At 44.5% G+C, this 19,035-nt stretch carries 17 protein-coding genes, 2 tRNA genes and 1 pseudogene; 5 read left to right on the top strand and 15 right to left on the bottom strand.

Annotated elements, in window-relative coordinates:
- Nucleotides 1-155: 155 nt before the first annotated feature.
- From yihA to M72_RS04150, 7 genes and pseudogenes are all read right to left on the bottom strand, one after another.
- Nucleotides 156-746: pseudogene (gene yihA, locus M72_RS04180) on the bottom strand (ribosome biogenesis GTP-binding protein YihA/YsxC); the annotation flags it as partial.
- Between the two features lie 33 nt (nucleotides 747-779).
- Nucleotides 780-3,095, bottom strand: coding sequence for an endopeptidase La (lon, locus tag M72_RS04175; RefSeq protein WP_055067301.1), 2,316 nt, complete (start codon nucleotides 3,093-3,095; stop codon nucleotides 780-782).
- Nucleotides 3,096-3,134: 39 nt separating this feature from the next.
- Nucleotides 3,135-4,421, bottom strand: coding sequence for an ATP-dependent Clp protease ATP-binding subunit ClpX (gene clpX, locus M72_RS04170; RefSeq protein WP_055067300.1), 1,287 nt, complete (start codon nucleotides 4,419-4,421; stop codon nucleotides 3,135-3,137).
- A gap of 60 nt (nucleotides 4,422-4,481) precedes the next feature.
- Nucleotides 4,482-5,063, bottom strand: a complete 582-nt coding sequence (clpP, locus tag M72_RS04165; protein WP_022046240.1) for an ATP-dependent Clp endopeptidase proteolytic subunit ClpP — start codon at nucleotides 5,061-5,063, stop codon at nucleotides 4,482-4,484.
- A gap of 111 nt (nucleotides 5,064-5,174) precedes the next feature.
- Nucleotides 5,175-6,512, bottom strand: coding sequence for a trigger factor (gene tig, locus M72_RS04160; RefSeq protein ID WP_022046239.1), 1,338 nt, complete (start codon nucleotides 6,510-6,512; stop codon nucleotides 5,175-5,177).
- A gap of 209 nt (nucleotides 6,513-6,721) precedes the next feature.
- On the bottom strand, nucleotides 6,722-6,937 hold the full coding sequence (locus M72_RS04155) for an alpha/beta-type small acid-soluble spore protein (protein ID WP_022046238.1): 216 nt from the start codon (nucleotides 6,935-6,937) through the stop codon (nucleotides 6,722-6,724).
- Between the two features lie 168 nt (nucleotides 6,938-7,105).
- Entirely contained in the window at nucleotides 7,106-7,654 is a 549-nt protein-coding gene (locus M72_RS04150) for a DJ-1 family glyoxalase III (protein WP_055067299.1), read from the bottom strand.
- 145 nt (nucleotides 7,655-7,799) lie between these two features.
- Here M72_RS04150 and M72_RS04145 point away from each other — a divergent pair, with 145 nt between their 5' ends.
- Together M72_RS04145 and M72_RS04140 are read left to right on the top strand one after the other, a co-directional pair.
- Nucleotides 7,800-8,675, top strand: coding sequence for a LysR family transcriptional regulator (locus tag M72_RS04145; RefSeq protein WP_055067298.1), 876 nt, complete (start codon nucleotides 7,800-7,802; stop codon nucleotides 8,673-8,675).
- A gap of 13 nt (nucleotides 8,676-8,688) precedes the next feature.
- A complete protein-coding gene (locus tag M72_RS04140) occupies nucleotides 8,689-9,141 on the top strand; it encodes a CYTH domain-containing protein (RefSeq protein ID WP_055067297.1) in 453 nt (150 codons plus the stop codon).
- On the opposite strand, the gene M72_RS04135 is transcribed toward M72_RS04140, so the two are convergent.
- Nucleotides 9,142-9,699, bottom strand: a complete 558-nt coding sequence (locus tag M72_RS04135; RefSeq protein WP_055067296.1) for a DUF1653 domain-containing protein — start codon at nucleotides 9,697-9,699, stop codon at nucleotides 9,142-9,144. It lies immediately after the preceding gene.
- A gap of 23 nt (nucleotides 9,700-9,722) precedes the next feature.
- On the bottom strand, nucleotides 9,723-10,448 hold the full coding sequence (locus M72_RS04130) for a hypothetical protein (protein ID WP_055067295.1): 726 nt from the start codon (nucleotides 10,446-10,448) through the stop codon (nucleotides 9,723-9,725).
- A gap of 97 nt (nucleotides 10,449-10,545) precedes the next feature.
- On the opposite strand from M72_RS04130, the gene M72_RS04125 reads away from it, so the two are divergent.
- A complete protein-coding gene (locus tag M72_RS04125) occupies nucleotides 10,546-10,842 on the top strand; it encodes a hypothetical protein (RefSeq protein WP_055067294.1) in 297 nt (98 codons plus the stop codon).
- 71 nt (nucleotides 10,843-10,913) lie between these two features.
- Here M72_RS04125 and M72_RS04120 read toward each other — a convergent pair whose 3' ends face one another.
- From M72_RS04120 to M72_RS04095, 6 genes are all read right to left on the bottom strand, one after another.
- Nucleotides 10,914-12,647, bottom strand: a complete 1,734-nt coding sequence (locus M72_RS04120; protein WP_022046528.1) for a peptide ABC transporter substrate-binding protein — start codon at nucleotides 12,645-12,647, stop codon at nucleotides 10,914-10,916.
- Nucleotides 12,648-12,699: 52 nt separating this feature from the next.
- Nucleotides 12,700-13,752 carry an ABC transporter ATP-binding protein gene (locus tag M72_RS04115; protein ID WP_055067293.1) on the bottom strand — a complete coding sequence of 351 codons (1,053 nt, stop codon included), beginning with the start codon at nucleotides 13,750-13,752 and terminating at the stop codon, nucleotides 12,700-12,702.
- Nucleotides 13,742-14,758 carry an ABC transporter ATP-binding protein gene (locus M72_RS04110; protein WP_022046526.1) on the bottom strand — a complete coding sequence of 339 codons (1,017 nt, stop codon included), beginning with the start codon at nucleotides 14,756-14,758 and terminating at the stop codon, nucleotides 13,742-13,744. Before M72_RS04110 ends, M72_RS04115 begins: the two co-directional genes overlap by 11 nt.
- Before the next feature lie 12 nt (nucleotides 14,759-14,770).
- Complete coding sequence (locus M72_RS04105; protein WP_055067292.1) at nucleotides 14,771-15,859, bottom strand: ABC transporter permease; 1,089 nt, start codon at nucleotides 15,857-15,859, stop codon at nucleotides 14,771-14,773.
- Nucleotides 15,860-15,883: 24 nt separating this feature from the next.
- The gene (locus M72_RS04100) at nucleotides 15,884-16,795 is read right to left on the bottom strand and encodes an ABC transporter permease (protein ID WP_055067291.1); all 912 of its coding nucleotides are present in this window, start codon (nucleotides 16,793-16,795) and stop codon (nucleotides 15,884-15,886) included.
- Between the two features lie 348 nt (nucleotides 16,796-17,143).
- A tRNA-Ile gene (locus M72_RS04095) sits at nucleotides 17,144-17,217 on the bottom strand.
- Between the two features lie 168 nt (nucleotides 17,218-17,385).
- Here M72_RS04095 and M72_RS04090 point away from each other — a divergent pair.
- Together M72_RS04090 and M72_RS04085 are read left to right on the top strand one after the other, a co-directional pair.
- Nucleotides 17,386-17,465 (top strand) — tRNA-Leu (locus tag M72_RS04090).
- Nucleotides 17,466-17,544: 79 nt separating this feature from the next.
- Nucleotides 17,545-18,912: an MATE family efflux transporter gene (locus M72_RS04085; protein ID WP_055067290.1), complete on the top strand. Its 1,368-nt coding sequence runs from the start codon at nucleotides 17,545-17,547 to the stop codon at nucleotides 18,910-18,912.
- Nucleotides 18,913-19,035: the final 123 nt, after the last annotated feature.

Genomic DNA, 19,035 nt, shown 5'->3' with positions numbered 1-19,035 from the left:
TACTTTTTTTTCACTTTCTTTTTCTGTTCTTTTCGAAGTGTCTTTTTGGCTACCGGGCGGTCTGTCTTTTTCCAGCGCTCTTTTTTCTTCGGTTCCTGCGGTGCCGGCTGCTTTTGTTTTGCCTCTCTTTTGGCATTTTCCGCCTCGATGTACCCTTGCGGAAGTTCAATAACGGATTCTACAATCTGCCAGATTTCTTCCCGGCCCTGTTTTGACTCCGCAGAAAACGGAATAACGATCGTTCCCGGCTCTACTTGCAGGATATCCTTTATCATTTGCACATGTTGCAGGATTTGCATCTTTTTTAATTTGTCCGATTTTGTTGCAATGATGATTGGCGCAAATCCCTGATGAACCATCCACTCATACATCATCTGATCATTTTCCGACGGTTCATGACGGATATCAATCAGAAGAAAAACTGCTTTCAGCCGTTTGGATGTATGCAGATAATTTTCGATCATCTGTCCCCATTTCGCCTTAATCTCAATATTTGCATTTGCGTATCCGTATCCCGGCAAGTCCACCAGATACATTGCCTCATTGACATTGTAAAAATTTATGGTCTGCGTTTTTCCCGGCTGGGAAGAAGTACGCGCAAGCGATTTCCGGTTCATCAGCGCATTGATCAGCGATGACTTTCCCACATTGGATTTTCCGGCAAAAGCCACTTCATCCAATAGGTTGTCCGGAATCGCACTTGTAATTCCACAAACTGTCTCCAAATTCACATTTTTGATAATCATATTTATTCTCCTGCAAAAAGAATTTGGGCTGCATTATACAAATGCAGCCTTAATTACCTGATCCATATGTTCTACCGGTATGATCTCCATATCTCCAACGATCTCTTCCGAAATTTCGGCAAGATCCTGTTCATTCTCTTTTGGAATACAGACCGTCTTCATTCCGGCATTCTTTGCCGCAAGCAATTTCTCTTTTAATCCGCCAATCGGAAGTACACGTCCGCGCAGTGTAATTTCCCCTGTCATGGCAACATCTGCCCGTACCGGCTTCCCGGTGACCGCAGAAAGAATTGCGGTTGCCATGGTAATTCCGGCAGACGGTCCGTCTTTTGGAACCGCACCTTCCGGAACATGGATATGGATGTCATGTTTCTGGAAAAATTCCGGATCAATATGGTAATCTTCACTGATGGACCGAATATAACTGATTCCGGTCTGTGCAGACTCTTTCATGACGTCTCCGAGTTTTCCCGTCAACACCACACTGCCCTTGCCCGGCATCAGATTCACCTCAATCTCTAAAGTTACACCACCCACACTGGTCCATGCCAGACCGCGCACAATGCCTACTTCATTCTTTTTGTTTTTCTTCTCCGGACGATATTTCGGTTTTCCGAGAAAATCTTCCAGATTTGTGCCGGTTACACGAATCATTTTCTCATCGCCCTCGTAGATTCTGCGGGCTGCTTTGCGGCAGATTTCTCCGATCTGCCGTTCGAGAGAACGTACACCTGCTTCTCTGGTATAAGAAGAAATCACCATTCGCAGCGCTTTGTCCGTAATCTTTAGTTTGCCATCTGCAACTCCGTTTTTTTCAAACTGTTTCGCCAGCAGATGATCCTTTGCAATATGGAACTTTTCGTTTTCCGTATAACTGCTAACCTCTATAATTTCCATACGATCCAGAAGCGGTCCCGGAATATCCTGCATGGAATTGGCACTTGCAATAAACAGTACCTCGGACAGATCCACCGGAAGCTCTACATAGTGATCCCGGAATTTATGATTCTGTTCCGAGTCAAGCACTTCCAGCATGGCAGAAGCTGTATCTCCCTTATAATCGCTGCTCATCTTGTCAATTTCATCCAGCAGCATCAGTGGATTTTTGACTCCCGCCATCCGCAGTCCATTGACGATTCTTCCCGGCATTGCTCCCACATAGGTTCTGCGGTGTCCGCGAATCTCCGCTTCATCCCGCACACCTCCGAGTGAAATACGAACATATTTTTTATCCAGCGCACGGGCAATCGAACGCGCAATGCTAGTTTTTCCAGTTCCCGGAGGCCCCACCAGACAAATAATCGGGCTCTCTCCCTTTCCGGTCAGATTACGGACTGCAAGAAATTCCAGAATACGTTCCTTTACCTTTTCGAGACCGTAATGATCCTCATCCAGGATCTTCTGCGCATGCTTTAAGTCTTTGTTATCCTCCGATACTGCATCCCACGGAAGTTCCAGTAAGGTTTCGATATAACCACGGCTTACCGTACTCTCGGATGAATTTCCTGAAATTCCCTGAAAACGCTCAATCTCCTTATGAATTCTTGCTTTCACTTCCCCGGAAGCCTGAAGTTCCTGCAGTTTCTTTTCATACTCCTGTGCATCGGTTTCTGTATTGGATTCTCCCAGCTCTTCCCGGATTACCTGCATCTGCTCCCGAAGCAGGTAATCTTTCTGGTTTTTATCCACATGTTCCTGCACTTTTTTCTGGAAATCACGCTTTAAAGCCAGAATCTCTGTCTCCTGCAGCAAAGAAGAAAGCACCGCCTCATAACGTGCTGTCAGCGTGACAGCCTCTAACAGTTTCTGTTTCTTTTTATAACTGATTACAAGGCTGTTTCCCACATAATCAAGAAGTTTTAAAAGATCCGTCTCTTCCTGAACCTGGCGCATCACATCCTGCCCGATTTTGCCATGTACTCTTGCATATTTTGCAAACGTTTCCTGCACACTCAAAAGCATTGCAGACTTTGCCTGCTCCGGAAGCTGTTCATCGTCTTCCTGATCATACACGATCACACGCGCTTGCATATAATCGGCTGTCTGTGTATATTCATATATCTCTGCGCGCCCGATTCCTTCGATCAGTACACGCATAATATTTTTCTGTAATTTTACGACCTGACGAACCACAGCCAGAAGCCCCACTTCATACAGATCTTCTCCCTGAGGATCTTCTTTCTCTGTATCTTTTTGTGTGACGATAAAAAGCTTCTGGTCTCCTTTCATGGCTTCCTCGACAGCACGCAGGGATTTGTCCCTGCTGATATCAAAATGAGCCACCATGCCCGGCAAAATCGTCATTCCCCGCAGTGCCACTGCCGGAATTGTCAATATTTTATCTTCCACTTGTATCTGCTCCTATATTTCCAGACGCATCCGGTCTTTTTATGAAGCAAGTTCTTCTTTTACTTCTTTCTTCGGGTCCTGCTCAATTCCAAGAATCTCTTCTCCATCTAAAGCAAGATTGTTTTCCACCATCTTTTTATCTACCACACACTTGCTGATGGAATCATCCGATGGGACACGATACATCAGATCCAGCATTACCGCTTCCATGATGGCACGCAGTCCACGTGCTCCGGTTTTACGCTCTAATGCCTTATCTGCAATTGCTTCAATTGCGCTGTCCTCAAATTCCAGTCCTACCCCATCCAGTTCCAGAAGTCTGGTATACTGTTTGATCAGAGAATTCTTTGGCTCTTTTAAAATACGGATCAATGCGTCGCGATCCAGCGAATCTAAAGATACGGTAATCGGCACACGTCCGATAAACTCCGGAATCAGTCCAAACTTCACAAAATCCTGTGGCAGTGCACGCTTAAATGCATCCCCCACATTGATGTCAGACTTTGACTTCACCTCTGCATTAAATCCGATCGCAGAAGCGTCCATACGTGCCTCTACAATTTTCTCCAGACCATCAAATGCTCCGCCGCAAATAAACAGAATATTTGTTGTATCAATCGGAATCAGTTCCTGCTGCGGATGTTTACGTCCTCCCTGTGGCGGAACCGATGCAACCGTTCCTTCCAGAATCTTAAGTAATGCCTGCTGAACACCCTCTCCGGATACGTCTCTCGTGATGGATACATTCTCCGATTTCTTTGTGATCTTATCGATCTCGTCAATATAGATAATGCCGTGCTGTGCACGCTCCACATCATAATCTGCAGCCTGAATCAGCTTCAAAAGAATGTTCTCTACATCCTCTCCCACATAACCGGCCTCTGTCAGTGTCGTGGCATCTGCAATTGCAAACGGTACATTAAGTACACGGGCAAGTGTCTGCGCCAGAAGCGTCTTTCCGGAACCGGTCGGTCCCAGCATCAGAATATTGCTTTTCTGAAGTTCCACATCATTTTCCTGATCTGCAAGCACTCTCTTATAATGATTGTATACCGCAACCGAAAGTACCTTTTTTGCCTGATCCTGCCCGATTACATAATCGTCCAGAAACGCCTTCATTTCTTCCGGTTTAATCAGATTGATTTCTTCCTTTGCAGAAGCCGGAGCTTTTTCTTCCAGATTCTCTTCCTCAATGATCTCTGCGCAGATATCTACACACTCATCACAGATAAATGCACCATTTGGACCTGAAATCATTCTTCCGACCTGATCCTGTGTTTTTCCGCAAAAAGAGCAGCGGATTTTGCCATCATTCTTTCCTGCCATAATTTATTTACTCCTATAAATGAAAAATACCTCCGGCAATGACCGGAGGTTTCCACATAACTATCTATTCGTGATCACTCCATCGATCAAGCCGTAATCTGCAGCTTCCTGCGCGGACATATAATTGTCACGTTCCGTATCTGCTGCAATTGTCTCATATGGCTTACCGGTGTTTGCAGCAAGAATTTCATTCAAACGTTTCTTTGTCTTTAAAATATTCTCTGCCGCAATCTGAATCTCTGTTGCCTGTCCTTTTGCACCACCGGAAGGCTGATGAATCATGATTTCTGAATTAGGGAGTGCAAAACGTTTTCCCTTTGTACCACCAGCCAGAAGAAACGCACCCATGCTGGCTGCCAGTCCGATACAGATGGTTGATACATCACATTTGATATACTGCATGGTGTCATAAATTGCCATACCGGCAGTAACCATTCCACCCGGAGAATTGATATATAACTGAATATCCTTGTTCGGATCTTCCGATTCCAGAAACAGAAGCTGTGCAACAACAAGACTTGCGGTTGTCTCATTTACTTCTTCCCCTAAAAAGATAATTCTGTCTTTTAACAGACGGGAATAAATATCATAATTTCTCTCGCCCCTGCTGGTCTGTTCAATGACATAAGGTACTAAACTCATAGAAAAATCGCCTCCTGTATTTATTACATGCATCCTGCGATGCACCTCAATGAACAAAAGACCGGTCTGGTATTCTCCCAGACCAGTCCTTCTCTGTCGTAGTTTTCAATATTAAGCCTCTGCTTCTGCCTCAGCTTCTTTTTCTTTCTTTGTCTTAGCCTTTGCTCTTTCTTTGATGTTGTCCATGATCAGTTCAACTGCCTTTGTGATGGCAAGTTCTCTCTTCATGGATTCTTTCTCGCCTTCGCCCATGTACTCTTTGAGCTTATCAGCTTCCATACCGTAATTCTTTGCCATCTTCTCGATCTCTGCATCTACATCTGCATCAGATACTTCGATGTTTTCTTCCTTAGCGATCTGCTCTAATACGAGACTGCTCTGGATACGGGTAAGAGCTTCCGGACGAACCTGCTCCTTTAATCCGTCTACGGTAAGACCGGAGAACTGTAAGTACTGATCCATGGAAAGACCGCTCTGTGCGATTCTCTGAGCGAATTCCTCGATCATTGTCTCACACTGTGTATCGATCATTGCCTCCGGAATCTCCATCTTTGACTTGTCAATGATCTTCTGGATGGCTTCGTCTTCTTTTGTACGCTTTGCTTCATCCTGTTTCTTCTTCTCCAAGTCTTTCTTTAAGCTTTCCTTGTACTCAGCTAATGTATCAAACTCAGATACATCCTTTGCGAACTCATCATCAAGCTCCGGAAGTTCCTTTGCTTTGATCTCGTTGATCTTAACCTTGAATGTAGCCGGCTTTCCTGCCAGATCAGCAGCCTGATACTGCTCCGGGAAAGTAACATTTACATCTACTTCATCGCCAACATTCTTTCCAACCAGCTGATCCTCAAATGTATCAATAAAGGTGTGGGAACCGATCTCTAATGAATGATTTTCTCCCTTACCGCCCTCAAATGCAACACCGTCTACAAATCCTTCAAAATCGATCACAGCGGTATCTCCCTGTGCAACTGGTCTGTCTGTTACATTGATGGTTCTTGCATTGTTATTGCGTTCTTTTTCCAGAGCTTCGTCTACTTCTTCATCGGATACAGAAGTATCGATCTTTGTAACGGTCACTCCCATGTATTTGCCAAGTGTAACTTCAGGCTTTACAGCAACTTCAGCTGTGAAAATAAAAGGCTTGCCCTTTTCAATCTGTACAACGTCAACGGTCGGACGTGACACAATATCAATTCCGCTTTCGTCAACAGCTGCTGCATAATTCTGCTGCATCAGAGCGTTTGCTGCATCCTCATAGAATACGTCAACTCCATACATCTTCTCGATCATGGCTCTCGGAACTTTTCCTTTACGGAATCCCGGAACACTGATCTGCTTCTTCTGCTTCTGGTAAGCTGACTCAAGTGCTTTCTCCAGATCCTCTGCTGAAACCTCGATGGTAAGTTTCGCCATATTCTTCTCTAAATTTTCAACCTGTACACTCATCTTAATTGTTTCCTCCTTATATATATCAATTCCATGTACGATCTATTTTTCCGTGATGGTACAAACAGGCATACTACGACCACCACAGTCATTTAAGCATTATAGCATACGAAATACATATTTGCCAAGTGTTTTTTTATTTCCTATAATAAAAACAGCGTATGGCCTGTCAAAAGCCATACGCTGTTTTGTTTTCCGGCAGAAAGTCCTTATTTCATCTGTTCTTCCTGCTTCATGATCATCTTCTTGACCATTTCTCCACCAATAGAACCTGCCTGTTTGGAAGTCAGATCCCCATTGTATCCATCTTTTAAAGGTACTCCAAGCTCGCTTGCAACCTCTTCCTTAAAACGCTTCATTGCGTCCTTTGCCTCCGGTACTGCCATACGGTTTGTACCGCTTGATGAATTGTTGTTACCTGCCATAGTTCTTCACCTCCTGTATTTTATATGCCTGCATAAAAAAAGCCGGCCTGCACACAAGAAGGCAGGTCGGCTTTTGGGGTCAACTTGCTGTTCTCATGTGCCTGAGTATAGTGTGACCAGAACCAGAGGAATTATGAGAACAAAAAGCTGACAATTTCTGGAACCTGTTTATGCGTATACAAGTCCGGCTTTTACATGTTCTATGGTTGCATCATCGGTAAAATAACGGGCAACTGCAAGACCAAACGGTACGGCAGTTCCCATGCCGCGGCTTGTAATCACATTTCCATCACATACTACCGGGGAAAAGAATACTTCTGCTCCGGTCAGTTTTTCTTCAAATCCCGGATGACACGCAGTTTTCTTCCCATTTAAAATTCCGGCCTGTCCCAGCACACTCGGTGCTGCACAGATTGCCGCAACAAGTTTTCCTTCTTTTGCAAACTCACGGATCACCTGACTGACCGTATCATCTTCTCCCAGATGAACCGTTCCCGGCATACCGCCCGGCAGAATGATCCCGTCATAAGCGGAAAAGTCAGCCTCCTCTTTTGTCGTGTCTGTCATAAATGTCACATTGCGGGAACTGGTCACCTGCTTTGTTCCGTTGATGGAAATCATGTCAATTTCAAGTTTTGCACGGCGCACAATATCCACAACCGTCAGTGCTTCTACTTCTTCACATCCGTCTGCAATAAAAATTCCAAGTCTGCTCATATTTATCATTCTCCTTTTCGGTAATTGCTATAATCTATTGTAGCAATTTCTTACAAAAACGACAAGCACACAATCGGAGGATTTCCATTTGACTCACCTGCCATTTTTGTATTATACTTTCGATAGTTTATGAGGAGGGAATATCATGACTTTAGATTATTACCGCATTTTCTATTATGTTGCCCGTTATAAAAGCTTTTCCAACGCGGCAGAAATGCTCGGAAGTAACCAGCCCAACATCACCCGCTGTATGAATATTCTGGAAAATGAGCTTGACTGCAAACTGCTGATCCGTTCCCACAAAGGGATTCAGCTGACAACCGAGGGCGAGCACCTGTTCCGTCACGTTGCCATTGCAATTGAACAGCTCACCTATGGAGAAAAAGAAATTATCAAAAACAAGAGCCTTGAAAGCGGGCAGATCAATATCGGCATCAGTGAAACCGCCATGCGTCTGTACCTTTTAGACAAACTGCAGGAATTTCATAAAGATTATCCGCACGTCCGTCTGAAAATTTCCAATCATTCCACCCCGCAGGCCATTGATGCCTTAGAAAAAGGACTTGTTGATATCGCCATGGTCACCTCTCCTTTGGAAATCCGAAAGCCTCTGCGAAAAACCGCACTTCGCAGCTATCATGATATCCTCATCGGAGGCAGTGCTTACAAAGCAATCGCCAGCCGGAAGCGTTCTCTGAAAGAACTCGAAGATTATTCCTTTGTTTCTCTGATTTCCGGCACTGGAACAAGTGATCTGTATATCCGCTTTTTCTATGAAAACCATATGCGTTTTTCTCCGGATATGGAAGTTGCCACGACAGACCAGATTCTTCCTATGGTGCGCAGTAATCTCGGCATCGGTTTCTGCCCGGAAGGAATTGCCAGACCCGCTGTAGAACGCGGGGAAGTGTATGAGATTCTGTTAGAAGAAGAAATCCCGGAACGTCAGATCACACTCGTAGAAGACAGTGGAAAACCACAAAGTATCGCTGTACAAAAACTATTAACTTATTTTAAATGAGGAATTCTATAAAATGGAAATCGAACGAAAATATCTGGTAAAAACATTACCTGAGCACTTAGAACAATATCAAAGTAAAAAAATCGCACAGGGATACCTGTGTACGGCACCGGTGGTACGTATCCGCCGCTCCAACGATGATTATTATCTCACCTATAAAGGGGAAGGCCTTATGGTGCGGGAAGAATACAATCTACCGCTCACCAAAGAAGCCTACGAACACCTGCTTTTAAAAATCGACGGACTTCTGATAGCAAAAACCCGCTATCTGATTCCATTAAACGATCATCTGACTGCAGAACTGGATATCTTTGAAAAAGATCTCGCTCCGCTTTCTCTCGTAGAAGTGGAATTTGACTCCATAGAAGAAGCCGATCGCTTCACCGCACCGGACTGGTTCGGAGAAGACGTGACCAATTCCGGAAAATACCATAACAGTTATTTAAGTCAGCACGGACTGCGCTAATCAGCGCAGCCGGTTGGCAAATTCATACTGTTGTCTGGTCCGGATCACATACCTTAAATCGTCATATCTCTTATCCAAATCTCCCTCCGGAATCACGGTATCCATCACAACCGCCATCGTATCAATCATGCTATCTGTGATGACATCCCTCATGGAAGTCAGAATATTATATTTTTGATCAAAACTGTCCGCTTCAAGAAACTCCATAAGCTTTGGTTCCACTTCCGCTTGTGTCATGTCCGGCTCTATGGTATTTTCTATCGTCTTTGTCTGCTGCGTAACAGGCGGCTCCATAACAGGCGGCTCCTGCTTTGCTTCCGGCATCGGTTCATCCACACGCTCAAAACGATATTTCTGGCTCACCTGCGGATACTTCACATGATCCACCTCACTTACAAACATGGATAGTGGTCTGGCATACACCCCGAAATCTCCATACAATGCCTGATAGATCACTAATTCTTCTCCTGTCTCGGAATGTTTTGCAACGGTAATCACCTGATACAATTTATTTTTAAAGTGCCGGTATTTTTCTCCCGGCATCGGTCTGCGTTCCATGGATATCCTCCTCACCTGTGTCTTTATTCTTCCATTAACTGTTCTAAAATATGTTCCGGCTGCCCGTCAAACAAAACCTGCAGCATTTCATATTTTTTCCTGCTGGCCCGGTCAGTTGCTGCTTCATAAGTATCTTTTAACTGTCCGGCACGGGAAATCCCGTTTTCCAAAAGCTGCAAAATCAGCTGCCGAAACTCATGTTCATAGAAATATGTAATTTTTTCCAGTTTTTCTGCTGGTGGCAGCTGTGCTAGTTCCTGATCCGATCCCAACTGATAATAAAACGTAAGGGCTTCTATCTTTGGTTCCTCTTTTTCCAGATTCTCCTTTAAAAGTGCAAGCAGATTTTCGATCTCACTCTGCAGCAGAAGTTTCTGATCCGAAGCATTTAATGCTTTCATTCCCAGACGCAGGATCGTATCATATGTGGAGTGAAACTCCTGATCTTCCTTGCTCACCAGAAATTCATGGTCAAAATTGTTCTGCATCTGCCGGAGGTCTTTTAATAATCTGCCAAACTCCTTCCGATCCGCAGTCTGTTCTGCAATAAGCATCTGTTCCATCAGCTGTGCATCTTCCTGCACCCGCTTCGTCTGTTCCCGGCAGCGCTCGTAACGCTCTTTCTGTTCTTTTTGTTTTTTCTTCAGACGGTCATACTGTTTCTGCCAGCTGCGAAATGCCCCCATATCACAACCGGCCGCTGCCAGTGCATCTTTTATATTTTCTATAAAATCATTTCTCCCAAACATATTTTATCACCTTCGTTCAAACACTCTAACTGACATTATACCAAAATTAATGGAAATGTGTTACAATTATTACAAAATAATGAAACCGGGAGATACTATGTTAACCTCTGACGAAGTATTAAACTTAAATTATTACAAAAAAACGAGCTATACCGGCTGGATCAACGGCATGCGCTTTCTGATCAGACGGGAAGCCCCCGAGGAAGGGGACGCCTTTTTTCATGCATGGGTCTGGCCCGGTCCTCTTATCTTTTCCCTGACGGATGATTCCCTCAAAACGGATTTTACTGCGCCCTTTACAAACGAAGGCAAGCAGCAGGTCGTTGACTGGATTAACGCACAGTATGAGGATCATCCGGAAAAATGGTCACATGAGAAAAAAAATCTGTATTAACAAAACACAAAAACTCCGGGAGCCTTTCCCGGAGTTTTCATGTTTCTCATCGCGGTTGTATCCGGATGATTTTATTTGTCTTTTGTTGCATACATAAAGTACTTCATACCATAGATGGTAGAGTAAATGCCCTTGATATTTGACTTTAACATATAAATATCATTGTAGTAGTAAATCGGCATTACTGCACCGGTATCCATCAGCATATCCTCTGCCTGATGCATCAGATCCACACGTTTGGAGAAATCAGCAGTTGTACGGATCTCTTTGATCAGCTTATTATAATCTGTCCAGTCCGGTGCAGAATCGGAAGGCTTGTCTCCCTTTCCAAGCTGCATATCGTTGTTACCGGAATCCGTTGTAAAGAGTTCTAACATATTGATCGGGTCGTTGTAATCTGCCAGCCATCCCTCGCGGGCGATGGTAAAGTTGCCGGACTTACGGTCTTCAATAAATACATTCCAGTCTTCCGACTTAATCTCCATATTGATCCCCAGCAGTGCGAAATCCTGCTGCAGGGACTCCCCAACTGCAATATGCGTACTGTCATCGTTGGTCAGGAACGTCATGGAAATTGCCGGATCACACTTGTATGAACCATCTCCGTTATCCGTAAATGTATAACCGGCACTTTCAAGCAGCTTCTTTGCTTCCTCTACCTGGTCTGCACCTGTCTTGTCTGCATCATAGTAGCTTGTATCATCGGTCTTGAATACTCCGCCGTTACCGTCTGACATACCTGCCGGTACGAAAGAATCTGCGGCAATCTGTCCGGTCTGTCCTACATTCTCCACGATAAACTCACGATCAATCAGCAGGTTCATTGCTTTACGCATAGATGCTGCCTGCTCTACGGTCTTTCCGTCAAAAATCGGGTCGTTTACGTTAAAACCAACATAATAAGTTCCAAGGTTTGGAATGATATGGAAATCAGAGTTCTTTCCATTTAATGTTGAAATCTCATCGTTTGGAACGGTATCTACAAAGTCAAGGTCTCCACTATTGTATGCTGCATAGGTCGCAGTATCATCTGCACTCAGCATGATGTGGATCTCATCCATAGTTACATTGTCTGCATCGTAATACTTCGGGTTCTTTACATAAACCATGCTCTCGTTGTGCTTCCATGATTTTAATGTATAAGCACCGTTTGATACAAAGCCAGCCTCCTGACACCACTTACCCGGATTCTTTCCATCAGGATCCGCTTTTTCCACATCCTTCTGGTATACCGGGAAATAAGTAGGAAATGCCATCAGGTCATTGAAATACGGGCATGGATTGGTCAGTGTAATTTTTAACGTATAATCATCAGTTGCCTCTACAGCAAGTGAGCCGTCATCATTTCTTGCAATAATATCAAACAGATACGCATAATCAGCTGCTGTTTTTTCATCCGCAGCACGGTTCCAGCTGTATACGAAGTCGTTTGCTGTTACCTCTTCCCCGTTGCTCCACTGGGATTTTATCATCTTTACCGTATAAACAGTTTCATCATCGGATACTTCCGGCATATCAGATGCCAGCTGCGGAATCAGCTTGCCGTCCTTGTCGTAGGTATAAAGACCCGCGAAAGAATTCACGATCATACATCCACCATCTACGGCAGAGTTCAGTGCCGGATCGATGGATTGTGGCTCGGAAGCAAGGTTAATGCTTATCTGGTTGTCCGGTGTTTTACTTACACTGGAAGCCATTGCTTCGGTTCCGTCCGTCTTTGCAGAGTTTCCTTTTGATGAACCACATGCAACTACGCTAAGAGCCATTGCAGCAACCAGCATGATTGATACAAGTTTCTTCTTCATAATTGTTCCTCCTGAAAATTATTTATATGTTTCACCCTTGCGGGAAAAAACCTTATTTATTCCAGCATGCAACCATATGACCATTCCCCCTGTCGGTCAGCTGCGGCATCTCCTGACCGCATTTTTCCGTTGCATACTTACATCTTGTACGGAATGGACATCCGGTTGGCATTTTCAGCGGACTCGGAACATCCCCCTCCAGCACGATTCTATGACTTTTTCTTGCTGTCTCCGGATCCGGAATCGGAACTGCGGACAGCAGACTCAGTGTATATGGATGTATCGGATTTGCATTTAACTCATCTGCATCCGCAATTTCCATCATCTTTCCCAGATACATAACTGCAATCCGGTCGGAAATATGATGCACAACCAGCAGGTCATGTGCGATAAACAGATAGGCAACTCCAAGTTTTTCCTGTAATTCCTCAAACATATTGACAACCTGTGCCTGAATGGAAACATCCAGTGCAGATACCGCCTCATCACAGACAATAAATTTCGGATTTACCGCAAGTGCACGGGCAATTCCGATACGCTGACGCTGTCCACCGGAAAACTCATGCGCATAACGCATGGCATGCTCTGCATTCAGACCGACCAGCTCCATCAGATCGAGAATCTTTTCACGACGCTCTTTTCTATTTCTGTAGAGTTTATGCACATCCAAAGGTTCCCCGATAATATCTTCCACCGTCATACGTGGATTTAATGATGAATACGGGTCTTGGAATACCATCTGCATTTCCTTGCGGTACGGCATCATATTGACATCTACTTTTTTGCCCATAACCGGCTTTCCGTTTGCATCAACGATCATTTTTCCGTTTTCATCATACTGTTCTCCACTGTCAAAGAGAACTTTTCCGTCAAACGTAATCTTACCTGCCGTTGGCTGATACAGGCGAAGCAGTGTACGGCCTACTGTTGTCTTTCCACAGCCGGACTCACCAACCAGACCAAGTGTTTCTCCCGGGCGGATGGCAAAGGAAATATCGTCCACTGCTTTCAGCGGAATGGTGCTAAAACCCTGATGCACCGGAAAATACTGCTTCAAATGTTCTACTTCCAGCAGATAATCATTGTTTTTCTTTTCACTGCTCATTGCTGCCGCCCTCCTGTGCTTCATAGATTTCTTTTACATTCATCCAGCAGCTCGCCAGATGGTCTTCGCCCACACGAAACTCCGCCGGCTGCTGTTTTAAACAGATTTTCATTGCCGACTCACAACGCGGACAAAACGCACAGCCCTCCGGCATCTGGAGCAGGTTGATCGGAGTTCCGCCGATTGGGATGAGTTTTTCGTTCATATTGTCTGCCTTTGGGATGGAGCGGAGCAGTCCTTTGGTGTACTCATGTGCCGGATGATAGAAAATGGCATCCGCTGTGCCCCGCTCACAGACACGTCCACCATACATGACAATAATCTCATCACACATACTTGCAATGACACCCAGATCATGGGTTACCATGATGATCGCCATACCGAGCTTCTTCTGCAGATCCTGCATCAGTTCAAGGATCTGTGCCTGAATGGTCACATCGAGCGCCGTGGTTGGCTCATCTGCGATCAGAATATCCGGTTCACAGACCAGTGCCATGGCAATCATCACACGCTGGCGCATACCACCGGATAACTCATGCGGATACTGTTTCAGACGGCTTTCCGGCTCATTGACACCAACCAGTGTCAACATTTCAATGGCGCGCTCACGTGCCTGTTTTTTATCCTTGTCTGTGTGGAGCAGAATTGCCTCCATCAACTGATTTCCAATCGTAAATACCGGATTCAGGCTTGTCATCGGATCCTGGAAAATGATCGAGCACTTTTCCCCCCGGAACTTCTGCATCTGCTTTTCGTTCCACTTGGAGATATCCTCGCCGCGATAAAGTACCTCTCCTCCGGTAATTTTTCCGGTTTCCGCAAGAATCTGCATGATCGAATAAGAAGTAACGGATTTACCGGAACCGGACTCTCCTACAATTCCCAGTGTCTTTCCCGGTTCCAGATTAAAGGAGACACCATTTACCGCACGAACTTCCCCAGCATCCGTAGCAAAGCTGGTATGAAGATCTTTTACCTGTAATATATATTTATTTTCTTCACTCATTTGCTTATCTCCTTAATTCAGTTTTGAATCAAATGCATCTCTTAATCCATCGCCCAGAAGGTTCAGCGCAAGTACGATCAGACAGATCAGCACTGCCGGAATTACCAGACGGTACGGATACGACTGCATTGCTGAACGCGCATCGTTTGCCAGACTTCCCAGGGAAGTCAGCGGTGCACTTACCCCAAGGCCAAGGAAACTTAAGTAGCTCTCGGTAAAGATGGCACTCGGCACCTGCAATGCGGTCGTGATAATGATAACAGATAAACAGTTTGGCAGAATATGACGGGTCAGGATGCGGCTGTTTCTGGTACCGATACAGCGTGCTGCCAGTACATATTCATTATTTTTAATTGTAAGAATCTGTCCACGGATCAGACGCGCCATACTTACCCAGTAAAGCAATCCAAACACAATAAACATGGAGATCATATTGGTTCCGAGTTTTTCAAACATGGTTCCCTCAATCAATGGCTTTAACCGTTCCTGAAACACAACCGAAAGCAGAATGATAATGAGCATATCCGGCAAGGAATACACAATATCCACGATACGCATCATGATCAGATCCACTTTTCCACCAAAATATCCCGCAATCGAACCATAAACCAGTCCAATGATAAGTACCATGATTGCAGCGATCACACCAACCGAAAGGCTGACTCTCGTACCGTAAATCACACGGATAAAGTAATCACGGCTTAAGTTATCGGTTCCGAAAATATGCGGAAACAGTTTCTCGCCGGTACGATCCATGTACTGCTGCTCTAATTTCGAGTACTCAAACGGTGCCATATTGGCTGCGGTCTTGTCACGCTTGCCGTCCACTGTAATGATATCCGAATAGCTGTATGGTACAAAAAACGGTGCAATAATGATCAGTGCCAGAATCAGAACCAGAATCACAATACTTCCCATTGCCAGCGGATTCTTTTTCAGACGTTTCATGCCATCTTTAAAAAATGTCGTTGACTCGCCCATGACGTCCTGCTGCTTCTTCTCTTCTTCCGTTGCCTTTATAAAATCGCCCTTATTAAATTTACTTAAATCAATCTGTGCGGACAGCATCTGCCGCTTTTTTAATTTTTCATTTCCCTGCATTATTCTAAGTTCCTTCCTCCATCATTATTCAAATGTGATTCTTGGATCAATCAGTTTATATGCAATATCTGTAAGAAGATTTGCAACTACCATCAGAACCGCAAGGAAAATCGTGATTGCCATAATCATAGTGTAATCACGGTTGACAATGCTTGTTACGAATTCGGTTCCAAGACCACCAATGGTAAATATGTTCTCCACAACCATGGAACCTGTCAGAATATAGGCAACCATAGGACCAACATATGTTACAACCGGAATCAGGGCATTTTTCAGCGCATGCTTAAAAATAACTTTGAGCCGGTGCACACCCTTTGCCCTTGCAGTACGGATATAATCCTGATTTAGCGCATCCAGCATACTTGTCTTTGTCAGACGCGTAATATATGCCATCGGATATGCCGCCAGTGCAATGATTGGGAGCAGATAATTCGGATTGCTCGAAGACCATACCGGAATCCATCCGAGTTTTAAACAAAATACAAGTAAAAGCAGCGTTGCCAGTACAAAAGACGGCATTGCCGTACCCAGTGTCGTGAAAAATACGATCAGACGATCCGGCAGTTTATTTCTTGTAAGTGCTGCGATACTGCCCAGTATCACACCGATGATAATGGCAACAATTGCCGCAACTCCACCTAATTTTGCAGATACTGCAAACTTTCTGGAAATCTCTGTTCCGATATTTCTTCCACTGTGAAGTGAAACTCCCCAGTCGCCATGCAGCAGATTGTTCATATACAATACATACTGTTCCGGAACCGGCTTGTCCAGATTGTACCTTTCCTCCAATACCTGCTGTGCTTCCTTGCTGGTCGCTTTCTCCTTATTAAACGGTCCACCAGGAATCAGGTTCATTACGAAAAACGTAATGGCACTTACAATGAGTATTGATAATATCGCTAACAATACACGTTTTACTAGATATTTACTCATGTTCTTCTCTCCTACCTCTTATTGAGTATTTAGTAATTTCATCGTATTATCTCATTGCCTCATTAACTCTGTAGCACGTTAAAGTGTTCCAAAAAAAAAGCACGTAAACATGCCCCCTTTGACATTATTTGCGTACCAATTTACCTCAATGGATCATACAAATGATAATTCGTATTATACCTTCATAAAATATTTTGTCAATATACAAAAAATGGGTATTGTATGCTTTGTACCTTATTTGTTACGGTTTGCAGGGCAATCTGTGAACTGTAACCCCTATTTATAATACTGTCTTCTTGTCAATAAAACAAAAAAGATGTCCGGTCATACCGGACATCCTGTAGGATATGGGCTTAAGTGGACTCGAACCACCGACCTCACGCTTATCAGGCGTGCGCTCTAACCGGCTGAGCTATAAGCCCTTGTGCAAAACACGTAATATACAATACAATATTTTTTTCTATTCGTCAAGTAGTTTTCCCATAATTTTGTCATTTTTTTAAGCAAAAAGTAATTGACATCTGCACACAATGTCGTTATAGTTAGTAAAGTATCTTCTATAATAAAAGATACAAAAACTACATAAACTTGCGGGCATGGCGGAATTGGCAGACGCGCTAGATTTAGGTTCTAGTGGGAGACCGTGCAGGTTCAAGTCCTGTTGCCCGCACGAAAAGAGACTATCCTTACTGTTAGTCTCTTTCTTTGACTACAATTACAAATGAATAAGAGGTAAAGGAGATTTTACTATGAGAAAAGACATGACGATCGGAAATCCAATGAAGATCATTCTTCTTTTTTCCCTTCCGGTTCTGCTTGGAAATCTGTTCCAGCAGTTCTACAACATGGTAGACACCGTGATCGTAGGCCAGTATCTTGGGGAGGATGCACTGGCCGCCGTTGGTTCTACGGGCTGCTTGATGTTTCTGGTTCTCGGTTTCGCCAACGGAATTGCTCAGGGATTCGGTGTCATGGTATCCCATGCATTCGGTGCCAAAGACATGAAACTTCTCCGTCATTGCGTAGCACTTTCACTGCTTTTAACGGTTGTAATTTCCATGATTCTGACCGTTCCTACGGTTGCGTTTTCCCGCCAGCTGCTTCTGTGGCTGAATACTCCGGAAAATATCCTCACACTGGCAAACCGGTACATCCGGGTCATCTTTGCCGGTATCTTTGCTACCATGGCATATAACGTAGCATCCGGTATTTTACGTGGGATCGGTGACAGCCGGACACCACTTTATTTTTTGATCCTGTCCAGCGGTCTCAATATTTTTCTGGACATCTTCCTTATTGTTGTGGTAAAACTCGGCACTGCCGGTGCCGCTTATGCCACCGTTATCTCGCAGGCGGTTTCCGCAGTTTTATGTTTCATTGTCATGTTCCGCAAATATGACATCCTGCGGACCACACGCGAAGATTATTACTGTGATTTTCATGAGATCCGCCGGATGCTGTCTGTGGGAATTCCGATGGCTTTAAACTATTCCATCACAGCAATCGGAACCATGATCCTGCAAAGTGCCGTCAACGTGTTTGGTTCCAGCGTGGTAGCTGCTTTTACTGCTGCTTCCAAAGTCAGCAACATCGCCACCCAGACCATGCCGACACTCGGTACAGCCATGGCCACCTACTGCGGACAGAATCTCGGTGCTGGAAAACATGACCGCATTTTCCGCGGTATGAAAGATGCATTTTATTTATGTTTCTTTGCAGCCGGAGCCGCCGCACTGCTCTGCTGCCTTGCCGGACCTACGATGGTCGGATGGTTCATCCACAACCCATCTGAACAGACACTGCACGCAGCAATGCAGTATCTGCACATTGCAAGTATTTTTATGCTGCCTCTGGCATGGATCTTTGTATACCGTAATGGTCTGCAGGGCTTAGACCGTGGTCTGGTTCCCATGCTCAGCGGTGTACTTGAACTGTTCAGCCGTTATGCGGTTATCCTGATCGCCACAAAGCCTTTTGGATACGTGGGTGTATGCAGTGCTGATGCTGCTGCCTGGCTGACAACCGGTATTTTACTGATTGTTACTTATATGATTTGGAAACATCGTGTCAAAAAACAGCTAAACGCAGAAAATGCCACCATGAACTGCATCAAATAACTATTCTTCCATATCGGAAAAAGGGAGCGTCACCGCTCCCTTTCAGACCGTAGACAAAGTGCTCCGAGAAACTTCCGTTTCTCGGAGCATTTTTCTTTGTGTTTATGAAATTTATTCCGAAAA

Origin of the sequence: Roseburia faecis, assembly GCF_001406815.1 — a bacterium.
GTDB lineage: Bacteria > Bacillota > Clostridia > Lachnospirales > Lachnospiraceae > Roseburia > Roseburia faecis.
The sequence above is the reverse complement of the archived record's forward strand: the minus strand, read 5'-3'. Positions and strand labels throughout refer to the sequence as shown.

Excerpts from the sequence above, each read along its gene's own strand:
- M72_RS04155 (WP_022046238.1), bottom strand. The coding sequence starts at position 6,937 with ATGGCAGGTAACAACAATTCATCAAGCGGTACAAACCGTATGGCAGTA.
- tig (WP_022046239.1), bottom strand. The coding sequence starts at position 6,512 with ATGAGTGTACAGGTTGAAAATTTAGAGAAGAATATGGCGAAACTTACC.
- clpP (WP_022046240.1), bottom strand. The coding sequence starts at position 5,063 with ATGAGTTTAGTACCTTATGTCATTGAACAGACCAGCAGGGGCGAGAGA.
- M72_RS04120 (WP_022046528.1), bottom strand. The coding sequence starts at position 12,647 with ATGAAGAAGAAACTTGTATCAATCATGCTGGTTGCTGCAATGGCTCTT.
- M72_RS04135 (WP_055067296.1), bottom strand. The coding sequence starts at position 9,699 with ATGGAACGCAGACCGATGCCGGGAGAAAAATACCGGCACTTTAAAAAT.
- M72_RS04115 (WP_055067293.1), bottom strand. The coding sequence starts at position 13,752 with ATGAGCAGTGAAAAGAAAAACAATGATTATCTGCTGGAAGTAGAACAT.
- M72_RS04100 (WP_055067291.1), bottom strand. The coding sequence starts at position 16,795 with ATGAGTAAATATCTAGTAAAACGTGTATTGTTAGCGATATTATCAATA.
- M72_RS04145 (WP_055067298.1), top strand. The coding sequence starts at position 7,800 with ATGACTTTAGATTATTACCGCATTTTCTATTATGTTGCCCGTTATAAA.
- M72_RS04150 (WP_055067299.1), bottom strand. The coding sequence starts at position 7,654 with ATGAGCAGACTTGGAATTTTTATTGCAGACGGATGTGAAGAAGTAGAA.
- M72_RS04105 (WP_055067292.1), bottom strand. The coding sequence starts at position 15,859 with ATGCAGGGAAATGAAAAATTAAAAAAGCGGCAGATGCTGTCCGCACAG.
- M72_RS04125 (WP_055067294.1), top strand. The coding sequence starts at position 10,546 with ATGTTAACCTCTGACGAAGTATTAAACTTAAATTATTACAAAAAAACG.
- M72_RS04110 (WP_022046526.1), bottom strand. The coding sequence starts at position 14,758 with ATGAGTGAAGAAAATAAATATATATTACAGGTAAAAGATCTTCATACC.
- M72_RS04140 (WP_055067297.1), top strand. The coding sequence starts at position 8,689 with ATGGAAATCGAACGAAAATATCTGGTAAAAACATTACCTGAGCACTTA.
- clpX (WP_055067300.1), bottom strand. The coding sequence starts at position 4,421 with ATGGCAGGAAAGAATGATGGCAAAATCCGCTGCTCTTTTTGCGGAAAA.
- M72_RS04130 (WP_055067295.1), bottom strand. The coding sequence starts at position 10,448 with ATGTTTGGGAGAAATGATTTTATAGAAAATATAAAAGATGCACTGGCA.
- M72_RS04085 (WP_055067290.1), top strand. The coding sequence starts at position 17,545 with ATGAGAAAAGACATGACGATCGGAAATCCAATGAAGATCATTCTTCTT.